Genomic DNA, 15,075 nt, shown 5'->3' on the forward strand with positions numbered 1-15,075 from the left:
GCTCCCGAACGCGGTCGGCCATTGAACATTGATGTCGACTGATACATCGCCTTCGGGAGCAAGCCCCCTCCCACAGTTGGAATTGTGTTTGGCGTGGATTATTCGGTGAACGGGATGCTCTCGACCACCTCCAGGTCATACCCGGTCAGGCCTGCATACTTCAGTGGCGGGCCGAGATGGCGCAACTTGCCCACACCAAGGTTCTGCAGAATCTGAGCCCCGGTTCCCACTTCCGAATAAATCCGCGATTGCGACCGGCTGAACTGTCGGGGTGGTTGAGTCAGTTGCGGTACACGCTCCAGCAAAGCCTGGGACGACTCATGATTGGCCAACACCACGACGACGCCATGGCCCTCGGCCGCGACCCGCTGCAGCGCCGCCCATAATGTCCAGTTGCTCGGCCCGCTGTACTCGGCGCCGACCAGATCGCGTAGCGGATCGATCACATGCACGCGCACCAGCGTCGGCGCTTCGCGGCGCAAATCGCCCATGACCATCGCCATGTGCACGCCGCCTTCGATACGGTCTTCAAACGTGATCAATCGGAACGTGCCATGGACCGTCGGCAATTCGCGCTCACCGATGCGTTCGATGGTGTGCTCGGTGCTCAGGCGATAGTGGATCAGGTCGGCGATGGTGCCGATCTTGATCCCGTGCTTGCGCGCGAACACTTCCAGATCCGGGCGACGGGCCATGGTGCCGTCATCGTTCATTACTTCGACGATCACCGAGGCGGGCGTGAACCCGGCCAGGCGCGCCAGGTCGCAACCGGCCTCAGTGTGGCCGGCGCGGGTCAGCACGCCTCCTTCCTTGGCGCGCAGCGGGAAGATATGCCCGGGCTGCACAAGGTCTTCGGCGCGGGCGTCTCTGGCGACAGCGGCGGCGACCGTACGGGCGCGGTCAGCGGCGGAAATGCCGGTGGTCACGCCGACCGCCGCTTCGATGGAAACCGTGAACGCGGTGCTGAACACGCTGCCGTTGCTCGGCACCATTTGCTCCAGCCCCAGGCGTTGGCAATGATCGTCGGTCAATGTCAGGCAAATCAGCCCCCGGGCCTCACGGGCCATGAAACTGATCGCTTCGGGCGTGCAACGGTCGGCGGCCAGCAACAGGTCGCCTTCGTTTTCCCGGTCTTCGTCATCGACCAGCAGGACCATTTTGCCGAGGCGATAATCTTCGATGATTTCTTCGATGCTGTTGAAGGCCATGCTGGACTCTCGATGTGGATGTAATTCGTGGTATACCATAATACAAATTCAACCAAGAGGTCACTATGAAGGCGTACTGGATTGCTCTCGTGGACATCACCGATCCCGATCACTACAGCCAATACACCCAACGCGCCCCGAAAGCGTTCGCCGAGTTTGGCGCGAAATTTCTGGCGCGAGGCGGGCGCAGCGAGGCGATGGAAGGACGCAAGACGCCACAGCGCAGTGTGGTGATCGAATTCGATAGCTACGAGCAAGCACTGGCGTGCTACCACTCGGCGGCATATCAGGAGGCGAAGCGCTACCGCGAGGAATGGGCGAGGGCAGAAATCATCATCGTCGAGGGCGTGGCGCCACTTTGAGAATCACCACAAATCCCCTGTGGGGGCGACGGTGATCGTCAGCGGATGAAATGAATCTTGCCGCTGTCGTCGTTGCCCATGTAGATCCCATACACCCCGGCCTGGCGTTCCTCGATGTAACGCTCGAGGATCTGCCGGATCGCCGGGTAGTAGATCTGCTCCCACGGGATGTCTTCGGGGGCGAAGAACTTGTAGTCCAGGGTCTCGGGGCCGAACTGGCCGGTGATCTCCAGCGCGAGGGCGCGGAAGATGATGTACACCTCGCTGATCTTCGGCACGCTGAAGATCGAATAGGGCGAGACGATTTCCGCGCGCACGCCGCTTTCTTCCCAGACTTCGCGCAGCGCCGCCTCCTCGGTGGTCTCGCCGCTTTCCATGAAGCCCGCTGGCAACGTCCATGTGCCCGGACGCGGTGGTATCGCTCGTTGGCACAAGAGGTATTTGCCGTCCTGCTCGATGATGCAGCCGGCAATGATCTTCGGATTGACGTAGTGGATGTAGCCGCAGCCGCGGCACATCAGGCGCTCGTGCGTATCACCCGGCGGCACCTGCTGACCGAGGTCAGGGCCACCGCATTTCGGGCAAAAGCTCGGGCTGGACATGTCAGTGACCTATGCGCGGTTCTTTCAGCGCGATGGGCAGGGTGATCGCGGGAGTTGCGCCGGTCTCTTCCTGTTTGCGCTTGAGGTAATCGAGGGCGACCGTCGCGGCAGCGCGGACGTGATCAACGCAGGCCTGATGCGCCAGCAGCGGGTCGCCGCTCTTGATTGCCGCGACCATTTTTTCCATTTCCTGATTACTGGCGCCACGACGGTTTTCCTGGGACACCGACGTCGCCCGCAGGTAGCTGATGCGTGCCTGCAACTGGCGCAATTGCGTGGCCGCAACGTGGTTGCCGGAGCCTTCGAGCAGGACGTCGTAGAAGCCTTGTACCGAGTCGATCACCTGTTGCAGCTCGCCGTCCTTGAGCGCCTTGCGGTTCTCTTCGAGGGCTTTTTCCAGGGCTTTGATGTCCTTGGCTTTGGCGCGCAGGGTGAACAGTTGAACGATCAGGCCTTCCAGCACGCAACGCAGTTCGTAGATATCGACGGCGTCGGCCAGGGTGATGATGGCGACACGCGGGCCCTTGGCGTCAGCGAATTCCACCAGGCCTTCGGATTCAAGGTGACGCAAGGCTTCGCGCACCGACGTGCGGCTCACGCCCAGGCGATCGCACAGATCGCGTTCAACCAGACGATCGCCTGGCATGAGCTGGAAATTCATGATCGCGCTACGCAGTTTATCCAGCACGATTTCGCGCAGGGTAACGGGGTTGCGATTGACCTTGAAGGTGTCGTCGAGTGGCTGGCGTTTCATGGGATCCGCTCTTTAAGTTGGCTGTCCATGCCAGACGGGCATCTAAACAGCCGAGGGGTTAACTGGAGGCCTCGGCGTCGGCTTCGGCGAAGGCTTCACGGGCGAGCCGGAAGCTGTCCACGGCCGCCGGGACGCCGCAATAAATGCCGACCTGAAGCAGAATTTCGCGTATTTGCTCACGACTCAGGCCGTTACGCAAGGCGCCACGTACATGCAGCTTGAGTTCATGCGGGCGGTTAAGCGCCGAGATCATCGCCAGGTTGATCATGCTGCGTTCTTTGAGCGACAGACCTTCGCGACCCCAGACATGACCCCAGCAGTATTCGGTGACCATTTCCTGCAGCGGACGGGTGAAGTCGTCGGCGTTCTCTATTGAGCGTTGCACATAGGCTTCGCCCAAAACCTGAGTGCGGATCTTCAGGCCTTTTTCGTACTTTTCGTGACTCATCATTCCTCCAATCACCCTGTTTCTCCCTGTGGGAGCGGGCTTGCTCGCGAATGCGGTGGATCATTCGACATTGATGTCGACTGACACGATGCCTTCGCGAGCAGGCCCGCTTCCACATTGGGAACAATGTGTATCCGTCAGGCCAAGGTGGGCAGGGCGCCCAGCTTGCCCTTGTGATAAATCATCGGCGCTACCGGTTGCGCTGGCAGGATCAGATTTTTCACTGCGCCAACGATGATCGCGTGGTCGCCACCGTCGTATTCACGCCACAACTCACACTCGATGATTGCGGTGGCTTTGGCGAGAATCGGATTCCCGAGTTCGCTCAAGTGCCACTCGATGCCTTTGGCTTTGTCCTTGCCTTTACCGGCGAAGGCGTAGGCTTCAGCGGTCTGCTCGGCGGACAGCAAATGGATTGCGAATTTCTTGCTGTCACGCAGCACGGGGTAGGTGTCGCAAGCGTAATTGGGGCAGAACAGCACCAGCGCCGGATCAATCGACAGCGCACTGAAGGCGCTGGCGGTGATGCCGACGATGGCGCCATCCGGATCGAGGGTGGTGACCACCGTGACGCCGGACGGAAACGAGCTCATGACGTCTTTGTAAATGCCGGGTTCGATCATGTCGCAGGACTCCTAGCGCATCACAAACGGATCAGGCATTGGCGCCTGAGAGAGGTTGATCCACACCGTTTTCAGTTCGGTGTAGGCCAGCACCGAGTCGATGCCGCTTTCGCGTCCATAGCCACTGTTCTTGAAGCCGCCTATCGGTGCCATCGCTGAAACGGCGCGGTAGGTGTTGACCCAGATGATCCCCGAACGCACGTCGCGCGCCAGGCGATGGGCGCGGCCCAGATCGCGCGTCCAGATGCCAGCGGCGAGGCCGAATTGCGAGTCGTTGGCGATCGCCAGCGCTTGGGCCTCGTCCTTGAAACGGATGACCGACGCCACTGGGCCAAAGACTTCTTCCTGCATGATCCTCATCGAATTGCGATCGCACTCGAACAGCGTCGGCTCGTAGAACCAACCTTCACCGAGACCGCTCGGACGTTTGCCGCCGGTGCGCAAGCGCGCGCCTTCTGCGATGGCGTCGGCGACCAGCCCTTCAACCACTGCCAGTTGCTGCGCGGTGGCCATCGGGCCCATTTCGCTGCTGTCTTCCTGCGGGTTGCCGATGCGGATGCGTTTGGCCCGTTCGACCAGACGACTGACAAACTCGTCGTAAATCTCGTCCTGCACCAACAATCGCGAACCGGACACACAGCTCTGGCCCGAGGCCGCATAGATCCCGGCAATCGCGCCGTTGATCGCGCTGTCGAGATCGGCGTCGGCAAAAATGATGTTCGGCGACTTGCCGCCCAGTTCCAGCGACAGCTTGGCGAAGTTCTCGGCGCTGCTGCGCACCACATGCCGGGCCGTGGCCGCGCCGCCGGTGAAGGCGATCTTGCGGATCAGCGGATGGCGGGTAAGGGCGGCGCCGGTGCTCGGGCCGTAACCGGTCACAACGTTGACCACGCCTGGCGGAATCCCGGCTTCGAGGGCCAGACGCGCCAGTTCAAGGATGGTCGCCGACGCGTGCTCTGACGGCTTGATTACGATGGTGTTACCGGCGGCGAGCGCCGGCGCGAGTTTGATCGCGGTCAGGTACAGCGGACTGTTCCAGGGAATGATCGCCGCGACCACGCCCATGGCTTCGTGAACCGTGTAGGCGAACAGGTCGGGCTTGTCCAGCGGCAAGGTGCCGCCTTCGAGCTTGTCAGCCAAACCGGCGGTGTAGTGGAAGAATTCCGGCAGATAACCCACCTGACCCCGGGTTTCACGGATCAGTTTGCCGTTGTCGCGGCTTTCCAGCTGCGCCAGTTGCTCTTTGTTCTCGGCGATCAAGTCACCGAGGCGGCGCAGCAGTTTGCCGCGCGCGGTGGCGGTCAGACCGCGCCAGGCAGGGCTGTCGAACGCGCTTTGCGCTGATTGCACAGCGCGTTCGACGTCGGCCTCATCTGCGTCAGGCAGTTCAGCCCAAGGTTCGGCCAGGGCCGGATTGAGGCTTTGGAAAGTCTTGCCGCTGAGGGCATCGACCCATTCTGCGCCGATGCACATCTGGAAGCGTGCGAGTGTCATGCAACGATCCCCTTTATATGGTTTTGTCGGGAGTGTGCGAATTCGAGAAATTCCAACAGCGTCTGGTTGACCAGACGCGGCGACTCTACGGGCATCATATGCCGTTGTTCCGCCAGCACGGCAACCTTCGCGCCGGGGATGCGGCGGGCCAGTTGCTCGGCCATTTCCGGGGTCGAACCGGGGTCGAGCTCGCCCGTGGCGATCAGCGTCGGCGCCTGAATGCTGCTCAGGTCGTCGGCGCGGTACATGTCCTGCGTCGCGAACAGTTCGTAGGTGGTCAGGTAACCCTGTGGGTCATTGCCGGCCAGGGTCTGGCGGATCGCGGCGATCTGCGCCGGGTTGGCGGCCTGATATTCGCGGCTGAACCAGCGCGACAGCGCGGCTTCGGCATTGGCGTCCGGACCGTGTTCGGCGGCTTGAGCGGTGCGCGCAATGACGCCGGCGCGCTGCTCTTCGCTGCGATTGAACACGCTGTTGAGCACGACCAGGCTTTGCAGGCGCTGCGGGTAATGCAGCGCAAAGGCCCGCGCCACCAGACCGCCCATCGAGAAGCCGATCACCGCTGCTTGCGGCAGGTTGAGGTGATCGAGCAGCTCCAGCAACTGATCGGCGTAACCGAGCAGGTCGGTACCGCTGGCCGGTCGCGGGCTGGCGCCATGGCCAAGCATGTCGTAAGCGACCACCCGATATTGCGTGGCGAGGCCGACGATCTGGCCGCCCCACATTTCTTTGTTCAGGCCCACGCCGTGGATCAAGACCACGGGCTGGCCTTCGCCGGTCGCCAGATAACTGGTGCCAGCCGGGGTGAGTTCAGCGGTGAGCCGAATCATGGAGCGCTCCTGCAATGCCTTTTTATTGTGATTACTGGGCTTTTTCGGCGGCCAGTTCTTCCAGATCGATGTAACGGTTGCCGATGCGCGGGTGCAGGCGGCCACCGTCGGCGCAACCCAGCACCACGACGATTTCGTCGGCGCGCGGTGCGTCTTCGATCTGCATTTCCAGGGTGATGTAGTGCGAACGCAGGCCTTCGTCGTCCTTGTGCATCATCGGAATCTGAATCGAAGTGCCCGGGCCGCCGCGCTTGTTGGTGAAGCTCAGGTAGCTCTTGGCTTTGACCGCTTCGCGGTAGTGGTTGCCGAAGCGCAGGGTGTGGATCACGGCGGAGGCGTGTTCGATTTCGCCGTCAGCACCCACCACGGCAGCCTTGCCGTAGGCCTCGATTTTTTCTGCGCCGCCAATGAGGCCGACCAGACGCTCGACCATCATGGCGCCGAGGTCGGAGCAGTTGGCGCGGATCTGCGGTTTCAGGTCTTCGACAAAGCCGTTACCCACCCAAGGGTTTTTCATCACAACAGCGAGGCCGATCATGGTCACCGGCGTGTCGGTGGCTTTGCCGCCTTCGATGAAGGTTTCTTCGACATAGCTGACGATCTTGCGAATTTCGAAACTCATGAGCTGCTCCGTAGGGGGATTGAGGGTGTCTGTGCGTCTGATGGTATACCATAATACCAATCGTGCAAGTCCCCTCGGTAACTTTTGCCGCATCCATCCGGCGAATGGCCATGCATTCACCTACAGCCACAAATCCCCAAAACACCACTAACCCTGTGCGAGGGAGCTTGCTCGCGAAATCGGCGCATCCACATCGCCTTCGGGAGCAAGCCCCCTCCCACAATGCAAATCACTGGCGACAGGAGCCTGTATCTGGTTAACAAAAGATAACGTGGCGCCGATTGTCAGACGTTTCGAAAGCCCGATAGGATGAGCCAGCTTCCGAAGGGGCTCTGGATGGCGGGTTTCAGGACTATGCTTCTGACCAGTCATCACCGGAGCACCCTTGCGGCGCCCTTGAAGGCCAAACGGCCTAACAATAATAAATAGGGGAAGGTCTATGAGTCGTTGCCGCCCGCCGGCGTTTCGCAACACCGCGTTGCTGGTCACAGCACTCTCCATGCTGGGCTTCGCCAGCGTGTCGGCACCCGTGATCGCCGCCGAGGCGCCAGCCGACGTGGTGTATGCCCTCGAATCAGCCAAAGCCGCAAAAAGCCTGATGCTTGACGTCGTCCATGCCGGCGCCCGATTGGTGGCCGTCGGGGATCGTGGGCACATTCTCTATTCCGATGACCAGGGCAAGTCCTGGACCCAGGCCAAGGTGCCGAGCCGGCAACTGCTGACCGCTGTGTACTTTGTCGACGACAAACATGGCTGGGCCGTCGGCCACGATGCGCAGATTCTCGCCAGCGATGACGGCGGTCTGACCTGGACCAAACAATTCGAAGACCTCAAACGCGAATCGCCGCTGCTCGACGTCTGGTTCAAGGACGTCAACAGCGGTATCGCCGTAGGTGCCTACGGCGCGCTGCTGGAAACCACCGACGGCGGCAAGCATTGGGAAGACATCAGCGACCGCCTCGACAACGAAGACCAGTTCCACCTCAACGCCATCGCGGCGGTGAAAGACGCCGGGCTGTTCATTGTCGGCGAGTCGGGCAGCATGTTCCGCTCCGCCGATGGGGGGCAGACCTGGGAAAAACTTGAAGGTCCTTATGAAGGCTCGCTGTTTGGCGTGATCGGCACGGCCCAGCCCCAGACGCTGCTCGCTTACGGCTTGCGCGGCAACCTCTACCGCTCCACGGATTTCGGCAGCACCTGGGAACAGGTCGAGCTGAAAGCCGCGCGAGGCTCGCTGGAATTCGGTCTGTCCGGCGCTACGTTGCTCGAGGACGGCTCGATCGTGATCGTCGGCAACGGTGGCTCGGTGATCAGCAGCAGCGACGACGGCCAGACCTTCAGCGTGTTCAATCGCCCGGATCGCATTTCGCTGTCGTCGGTCACCGCCGCCGGCAACGGCAACCTGATTCTGACCGGGCAGGGCGGTGTTCACACCACGCTGCCAAACGGTGCCGAGATCAATAATAAGAAGGCGGGGCTATGACTTCCTTGAGCAATCATCATCAGGACAAGGCGACGTTCCTTGAACGTCTGATTTTCAACAACCGCCCGGTGGTGATCCTGATCTGCCTGGTGGTGAGCATTTTTCTGTTCTGGCAGGCCACGCTGATCCGGCCGTCCACCAGTTTCGAGAAAATGATCCCGCTCAAGCATCCGTTCATCGAGAAGATGATGGAGCACCGCAACGATCTGGCGAACCTGGGCAATACCGTGCGTATTTCGGTGGAGGCCACCAACGGCGACATCTTCTCCAAGGAATACATGGAGACCCTGCGCCAGATCAACGACGAGGTGTTCTACATCTCCGGCGTAGACCGTTCCGGTCTGAAGTCGCTGTGGAGTCCTAGCGTGCGCTGGACCGAAGTGACCGAAGAGGGTTTCGCCGGCGGTGAAGTGATTCCGCAGAGCTACAACGGCTCGCAGGACAGCCTCGATCTGCTGCGCAACAACGTGCTCAAGTCCGGTCAGGTCGGACGTCTGGTGGCCAACGACTTCAAGTCGAGCATCGTCGACATTCCGCTGCTGGAGTCCTACCCGGACCCGCAGGATCAGGGCAAGTTGCTGGCGCTGGATTACCGCAAGTTCTCCCATGAACTGGAAGAAAAGATCCGCGACAAGTTCGAAGCGCAAAACCCCAACGTCAAAATCCACATCGTCGGTTTCGCCAAGAAAGTGGGCGACCTGATCGACGGTCTGGTGATGGTGGTGCTGTTCTTCGGCATCGCGTTCGTCATCACCCTGATCCTGTTGCTGTGGTTCACCAACTGCGTGCGCAGCACCATTGCGGTGTTGAGCACCACGCTGGTGGCGGTGGTCTGGCAACTGGGGTTGATGCACTTCTTTGGCTTTGGCCTCGATCCGTATTCGATGCTGGTGCCGTTCCTGATCTTCGCCATCGGCATCTCCCACGGTGTGCAGAAGATCAACGGGATCGCCCTGCAATCGAGCGAGGCAGAAAACGCCCTGACCGCCGCACGGCGAACGTTCCGGCAACTGTTCCTGCCGGGGATGATCGCGATTCTCGCGGACGCGGTCGGCTTCATCACGCTGCTGATCATCGACATCGGTGTGATCCGCGAACTGGCTTTCGGCGCGTCCATCGGCGTGGCCGTGATCGTGTTCACCAACCTGATTCTGCTGCCGGTCGCGATCTCTTATGTCGGCATCAGTAAACGCGCCATTGCCAGAAGCAAGAAGGACGCAAACCGCGAACATCCCTTCTGGCGCCTGCTGTCGAACTTCGCCAGCCCGAAAGTCGCACCGGTCTCCGTTGCTCTGGCGCTGATCGCCTTCGGTGGCGGCCTCTGGTACAGCCAGAACCTGAAAATCGGCGACCTCGACCAAGGTGCGCCGGAGTTGCGTCCGGACTCGCGCTACAACAAGGACAACAACTTCATCATCAACAACTACTCGACCAGCTCCGACGTGCTGGTGGTGATGGTCAAGACCAAGAAAGAAGGTTGTTCGCGTTACGAAGCCATGGCACCGATCGATGAGCTGATGTGGAAGATGCAGAACACCGAGGGCGTGCAGTCGGCGATCTCGCTGGTGACTGTGTCCAAGCAGATGATCAAGGGCATGAACGAAGGCAACCTGAAATGGGAAACCCTGTCGCGCAACCCAGACGTGCTGAACAGCTCGATTGCACGGGCCGATGGCCTGTACAACAACAGTTGCTCAGTAGCGCCGGTGCTGGTGTTCCTCAACGATCACAAGGCTGAAACCCTTGATCGGGCGGTGCATGCGGTGCAGGAATTTGCCAGGGAGAACAATAAGGACGGTCTGGAGTTCATCCTGGCGGCGGGTAACGCCGGGATCGAAGCCGCCACCAACGAGGTCATCAAGCAGGCTGAATTGACCATCCTGATTCTGGTGTACATCTGCGTGGCAGTCATGTGCATGATCACCTTCCGCTCGTGGGCGGCGACCTTGTGCATCGTGCTGCCACTGGTGCTGACGTCGGTACTCGGCAACGCACTGATGGCGTTCATGGGCATCGGCGTGAAAGTCGCGACCTTGCCGGTGGTGGCGCTGGGTGTGGGGATCGGCGTGGACTACGGCATCTACATCTACAGCCGTCTGGAGAGTTTCCTGCGTGCCGGTCTGCCGTTGCAGGAAGCCTATTACCAGACCCTGAAATCCACCGGTAAAGCGGTGCTGTTCACCGGCCTGTGCCTGGCCATCGGCGTGTGCACCTGGATCTTCTCGGCGATCAAGTTCCAGGCCGACATGGGCCTGATGCTGACCTTCATGCTGTTGTGGAACATGTTCGGTGCGCTGTGGCTGCTGCCGGCACTGGCCAAGTTCCTGATCAAACCGGAGAAGCTGGCGGGGCAGAAAGGCAATTCGTTGTTTGCCCACTGACCTGAGCGCCTGAAACGACAAAGCCGCAACCTTCGGGTTGCGGCTTTTTTTATATCTCGATATTCACACTAACCCCCTGTGGGAGCGGGCGATCTTCAGTGTTCAGGAGCGTTCGGTACCAAGCACTACGCTCAGCGCACTGCGTGCATCATCCAGTTGCACCAACGTCGCATGCCTTGCACCCAAGGCATCACGGTTCTCGATCGCGGTGAGAATCGCCTTGTGCCGTGGCAACGCCAATTCATGCAGGTTCGGCCGTTGATTCGAATGCTTCAACGCCTCGGCAATCGCCACCGAGAGCATGTTGCACAGATTTGCCAGCAAATCATTGTGAGTCGCATCGGCAATCCGGCTGTGGAAATCCAGGTCCGGTTGCAACAGGGCTTGCGGTGTCGACGCAGCCTCCATGCGCTGGTAAGCCTCGCCGATGGCGGTGATCTCAGCGTCGGTCGCATGCTGGGCGGCGAGGGCGGCGGCGGCCGGTTCGATGATGCTGCGCACGCTGGTCAGGACATTGAAAAATTCATTCTGCGGGCTGCTTTGCATCAGCCAGTGCAGCACGTCCGGGTCGAGCATGTGCCATTCGCGGCGCGCCTTGACCACCGTGCCCACGCGCGGTCTGGAGTACACCAGACCTTTTGCCACCAACACCCGCGTGGCTTCGCGCAACACCGGTCGACTGACCGCGTACTCCTCGCAGAGCAAGGCTTCGGCGGGCAGTTTGTCGTCGGGCAGGAAGCGTCCGGAGACGATCTGCATGCCCAATTCCTGGACGATGCGCGAGTGCATGCTTTTGCGGTCGGAAGGTTTGCGGTAATCCATGGGGAGTGGCGCGATCCTGAGCGATTAAGATGCCGCGCATCATAGCAGGCACGACACAAACGTGAGGCAGACAGACAATCAAATGTGGGAGCGGGCTTGCTCAAGAAAGCCCGCTCCCACAGGGGGATGCATTCCAATGCAGGCGCTGGCGAAGGCTGCGATTGTTTGTTTTTAATGGGAATGGCGCGGCACTTCAGCTCCACGGCAGCCGACCAGGAAGTCGAAATCGCAGCCCTGATCCGCCTGCAGCACATGGTCGATGTACAACTGACGATAACCGCCCACCAATAATTGCTGCGGCGGTTGCAGGTCAGCCATGCGCGCGGCCAGTTCGGCGTCCGGAATGTCCAGGTGCAGACGCCCGGTGGCGCAGTCGAGTTCGATCCAGTCGCCTTCTTTCACTGTGGCCAGGGGCCCGCCGGCGGCGGCTTCCGGGGCAACGTGCAAAACCACCGTGCCGTAAGCGGTGCCGCTCATCCGTGCGTCAGAGATGCGCACCATGTCCGTCACACCCTCGGCCAGCAGCTTGGCCGGCAGGCCCATGTTGCCGACTTCAGCCATGCCCGGATAACCCTTCGGCCCGCAGTTTTTCATCACCAGAATCGAGTTGGCATCAACATCCAGTTCTGGGTCGTTGATCCGCGCCTTGTACATGTCGAAGTTCTCGAACACCACGGCACGGCCGCGATGCTGCATCAACGCTGGCGTGGCGGCGGACGGTTTGAGCACGGCACCAAGAGGTGCCAGATTGCCGCGCAGTACGCAGATGCCGCCGTCAGCACGGATCGGATTGTCGAGGGTGCGAATGACCTCGTCTTCGCCGTAGATCGGCGCGTCTTTGGTGTTCTCGCCAATGGACTTGCCGTTGACTGTCAGCGCGTTCGGATGGGGGATCAGATTGGCCTCACCGAGACGGCGCAGCACCGCTGGCAATCCCCCGGCGTAATAGAACTCTTCCATCAGAAAACGCCCGGAAGGTTGCAGGTCGACGATGGTCGGCATGCCGCGACCGATGCGCGTCCAGTCGTCCAGTTCCAGTTCGACGCCGATGCGTCCGGCGATGGCTTTCAAATGGATCACGGCGTTGGTCGAACCGCCGATGGCGGCGTTGACGCGAATCGCGTTTTCGAAGGCTTCCTTGGTCAGGATCTTCGACAGTTTCAAATCTTCACGCACCATTTCCACAGCGCGCATGCCGGACATGTGCGCCAACACGTACCGCCGCGCATCCACCGCCGGGATGGCCGCGTTGTGCGGTAAGGAAGTGCCCAGTGCTTCAGCCATGCAAGCCATGGTCGACGCGGTGCCCATGGTGTTGCAGGTGCCCGCCGAACGCGACATGCCGCCCTCGGCTGCGAGGAAATCGTCCAGGGTGATGGTGCCGGCCTTGACTTGCTCACTGAGCTGCCAGACCACGGTGCCCGAGCCGATGTCCTTGCCTTTGTGTTTGCCGTTGAGCATCGGCCCGCCGGTGACAACGATGGCCGGCACGTCGCAACTGGCCGCGCCCATCAGCAGCGCCGGAGTGGTTTTGTCGCAACCGGTCAGCAACACCACGCCGTCAATCGGGTTGCCACGAATGGCTTCTTCGACGTCCATGCTCGCCAGGTTGCGCGTCAGCATGGCGGTGGGACGCAAGTTCGATTCGCCGTTGGAGAACACCGGGAATTCCACCGGGAAACCACCGGCCTCGATCACCCCGCGTTTGACGTGCTCCGCGATCTGGCGGAAATGCGCGTTGCACGGGGTCAGTTCCGACCAGGTATTGCAGATGCCGATGATCGGCTTGCCATGAAACTGGTGGTCGGCGATGCCCTGATTCTTCATCCAGCTGCGGTACATGAAGCCGTTCTTGTCGGCCGTGCCAAACCATTGGGCCGAGCGCAGGGTGGGTTTCTTATCAGACATGATCGATTCTCTTATTGTATGACTATAGTGTTCGAGCTGAGGCTTAACATAAGCGCAATTTAGGCGGTTTGGAAGTGGTTGTTGGGTAATTAGTATTACTATATAGTCGTTTTCGACGGAGGGATGGCCCTGGCGGTTTTTCGTGAGAGGCGTCCCCCGAGGTTCTATAAAAACAACAATCGGAGACCGATCCCATGAGCCAGGAACTGCGGCTTATTCGCCGCATCACGCTGAAACTGATCCCCTTCCTGATCCTGCTGTACCTGATTGCCTATGTGGATCGCTCCGCCGTCGGCTTCGCCAAACTGCACATGGGAGCCGACATCGGCATCGGTGATGCGGCTTATGGCCTCGGTGCTGGGCTGTTCTTCATCGGCTACTTTCTGCTGGAAATCCCCAGCAACCTGATGCTTGAGCGTTTCGGCGCGCGGCGCTGGTTCGCGCGGATCATGATCACCTGGGGCGCCATCACTATCGGCATGGCGTTCGTCCAGGGCCCACACAGTTTCTATGTCATGCGCTTTCTGCTCGGTGCGGCAGAAGCGGGGTTCTTTCCCGGCGTTCTGTACTACATCACCCAATGGTTCCCGGTGCGCCATCGCGGCAAGATTCTTGGCCTGTTCATTCTTTCGCAGCCCATCGCGATGCTGATCACCGGCCCCGTCTCCGGCGGCCTGCTGGGGATGGACGGCGTCCTCGGGCTGCATGGCTGGCAGTGGCTGTTCATCGTCATCGGCACCCCGGCGATCCTGCTGACCTGGCCGGTGCTGCGCTGGTTGCCGGATGGCCCGGAGCAAGTGAAGTGGATGGATCAGGCCGAGAAGGACTGGCTGACCCGTGAGCTGAAAAAAGATCTGGAGGAATACGGCCAGACCCGTCACGGCAATCCGCTGCATGCGCTCAAAGACAAACGCGTCTTGCTGCTGGCGCTGTTCTATCTGCCGGTGACCTTGAGCATTTATGGCCTCGGCTTGTGGCTGCCGACGCTGATCAAACAATTTGGCGGCACTGATCTGGTGACCGGTTTCGTGTCATCGGTGCCGTACATCTTCGGGATCATCGGTTTGCTGATCGTGCCGCGCAGTTCAGACCGTTTGAATGATCGCTACGGCCATCTGGCAGTGCTTTATGTGCTGGGCGCGATAGGTCTTTTTCTCAGTGCCTGGCTGTCGATGCCAGTGGCGCAGTTGGCCGCGCTGTGTCTGGTGGCGTTTGCGCTGTTTTCCTGCACGGCGGTGTTCTGGACCTTGCCGGGGCGCTTCTTTGCCGGCGCGAGTGCAGCGGCAGGGATCGCGTTGATCAACTCGGTGGGCAATCTTGGCGGTTACATCGGGCCGTTCGTGATCGGCGCGTTGAAGGAATACACCGGGAATCTGGCGTCGGGCCTGTATTTCCTCTCGGGGGTGATGATGTTCGGGTTGGTCCTGACCGGTGTTGTGTATCGAGTGCTTGAGCGCAAACACGTACTGCCCGTTGACCAGTTCGCCGCCAGCGCACGCGGCGCTACCCGAACCTGAATCTAAAGAACAGCACAGAAC

The 15,075-nt window shown here is 60.5% G+C and carries 14 protein-coding genes; 4 read left to right on the plus strand and 10 right to left on the minus strand.

The window, feature by feature from the left end; genetic code table 11:
* Positions 1 to 98: 98 nt before the first annotated feature.
* Complete coding sequence (gene ribBA / locus AACY18_RS22145; protein ID WP_339433204.1) at positions 99 to 1,208, minus strand: bifunctional 3,4-dihydroxy-2-butanone-4-phosphate synthase/GTP cyclohydrolase II; 1,110 nt, start codon at positions 1,206 to 1,208, stop codon at positions 99 to 101.
* Between the two features lie 65 nt (positions 1,209 to 1,273).
* Here ribBA and AACY18_RS22150 point away from each other — a divergent pair, with 65 nt between their 5' ends.
* Positions 1,274 to 1,570 (plus strand): DUF1330 domain-containing protein, encoded by a 297-nt coding sequence (locus AACY18_RS22150; RefSeq protein ID WP_339433203.1) that lies wholly within the window; start codon positions 1,274 to 1,276, stop codon positions 1,568 to 1,570.
* Positions 1,571 to 1,608: 38 nt separating this feature from the next.
* Here the strand turns inward: AACY18_RS22150 and AACY18_RS22155 are convergent, their stop codons facing one another.
* The 7 genes from AACY18_RS22155 to AACY18_RS22190 form a co-directional block, all read right to left on the minus strand.
* A complete protein-coding gene (locus tag AACY18_RS22155; protein ID WP_339433202.1) occupies positions 1,609 to 2,172 on the minus strand; it encodes an NUDIX hydrolase in 564 nt (187 codons plus the stop codon).
* Position 2,173: 1 nt separating this feature from the next.
* Positions 2,174 to 2,926, minus strand: coding sequence for a GntR family transcriptional regulator (locus AACY18_RS22160; RefSeq protein WP_339466125.1), 753 nt, complete (start codon positions 2,924 to 2,926; stop codon positions 2,174 to 2,176).
* Positions 2,927 to 2,984: 58 nt separating this feature from the next.
* The gene (locus tag AACY18_RS22165) at positions 2,985 to 3,374 is read right to left on the minus strand and encodes a carboxymuconolactone decarboxylase family protein (protein ID WP_339433200.1); all 390 of its coding nucleotides are present in this window, start codon (positions 3,372 to 3,374) and stop codon (positions 2,985 to 2,987) included.
* Between the two features lie 137 nt (positions 3,375 to 3,511).
* Positions 3,512 to 3,997 (minus strand): flavin reductase family protein, encoded by a 486-nt coding sequence (locus tag AACY18_RS22175; RefSeq protein ID WP_339433199.1) that lies wholly within the window; start codon positions 3,995 to 3,997, stop codon positions 3,512 to 3,514.
* Positions 3,998 to 4,009: 12 nt separating this feature from the next.
* Complete coding sequence (locus AACY18_RS22180) at positions 4,010 to 5,491, minus strand: aldehyde dehydrogenase (RefSeq protein ID WP_339466127.1); 1,482 nt, start codon at positions 5,489 to 5,491, stop codon at positions 4,010 to 4,012.
* A complete protein-coding gene (locus AACY18_RS22185) occupies positions 5,488 to 6,321 on the minus strand; it encodes an alpha/beta fold hydrolase (protein WP_339433197.1) in 834 nt (277 codons plus the stop codon). Before AACY18_RS22185 ends, AACY18_RS22180 begins: the two co-directional genes overlap by 4 nt.
* Positions 6,322 to 6,352: 31 nt before the next feature.
* Entirely contained in the window at positions 6,353 to 6,943 is a 591-nt protein-coding gene (locus tag AACY18_RS22190) for an amino acid synthesis family protein (RefSeq protein ID WP_339466128.1), read from the minus strand.
* Between the two features lie 439 nt (positions 6,944 to 7,382).
* On the opposite strand from AACY18_RS22190, the gene AACY18_RS22195 reads away from it, so the two are divergent.
* Together AACY18_RS22195 and AACY18_RS22200 are read left to right on the plus strand one after the other, a co-directional pair.
* Positions 7,383 to 8,426, plus strand: a complete 1,044-nt coding sequence (locus AACY18_RS22195; RefSeq protein ID WP_339466130.1) for a WD40/YVTN/BNR-like repeat-containing protein — start codon at positions 7,383 to 7,385, stop codon at positions 8,424 to 8,426.
* Positions 8,423 to 10,807: an efflux RND transporter permease subunit gene (locus AACY18_RS22200; RefSeq protein ID WP_339433194.1), complete on the plus strand. Its 2,385-nt coding sequence runs from the start codon at positions 8,423 to 8,425 to the stop codon at positions 10,805 to 10,807. The genes AACY18_RS22195 and AACY18_RS22200 overlap by 4 nt, the downstream gene beginning before the upstream one ends.
* Before the next feature lie 102 nt (positions 10,808 to 10,909).
* Here the strand turns inward: AACY18_RS22200 and AACY18_RS22205 are convergent, their stop codons facing one another.
* Both AACY18_RS22205 and AACY18_RS22210 read right to left on the minus strand, forming a co-directional pair.
* Positions 10,910 to 11,629, minus strand: coding sequence for a FadR/GntR family transcriptional regulator (locus tag AACY18_RS22205; RefSeq protein ID WP_339433193.1), 720 nt, complete (start codon positions 11,627 to 11,629; stop codon positions 10,910 to 10,912).
* Positions 11,630 to 11,800: 171 nt separating this feature from the next.
* Entirely contained in the window at positions 11,801 to 13,537 is a 1,737-nt protein-coding gene (locus AACY18_RS22210; RefSeq protein WP_339433192.1) for an IlvD/Edd family dehydratase, read from the minus strand.
* A gap of 194 nt (positions 13,538 to 13,731) precedes the next feature.
* Between AACY18_RS22210 and AACY18_RS22215 the strand changes: the two genes are divergently transcribed.
* The gene (locus AACY18_RS22215; protein WP_339466132.1) at positions 13,732 to 15,054 is read left to right on the plus strand and encodes an MFS transporter; all 1,323 of its coding nucleotides are present in this window, start codon (positions 13,732 to 13,734) and stop codon (positions 15,052 to 15,054) included.
* Positions 15,055 to 15,075 lie beyond the last annotated feature (21 nt).

Origin of the sequence: Pseudomonas sp. EA_65y_Pfl2_P74 (genome assembly GCF_963970575.1) — a bacterium.
Classification (GTDB): Bacteria; Pseudomonadota; Gammaproteobacteria; order Pseudomonadales; family Pseudomonadaceae; genus Aquipseudomonas; species Aquipseudomonas baetica_A.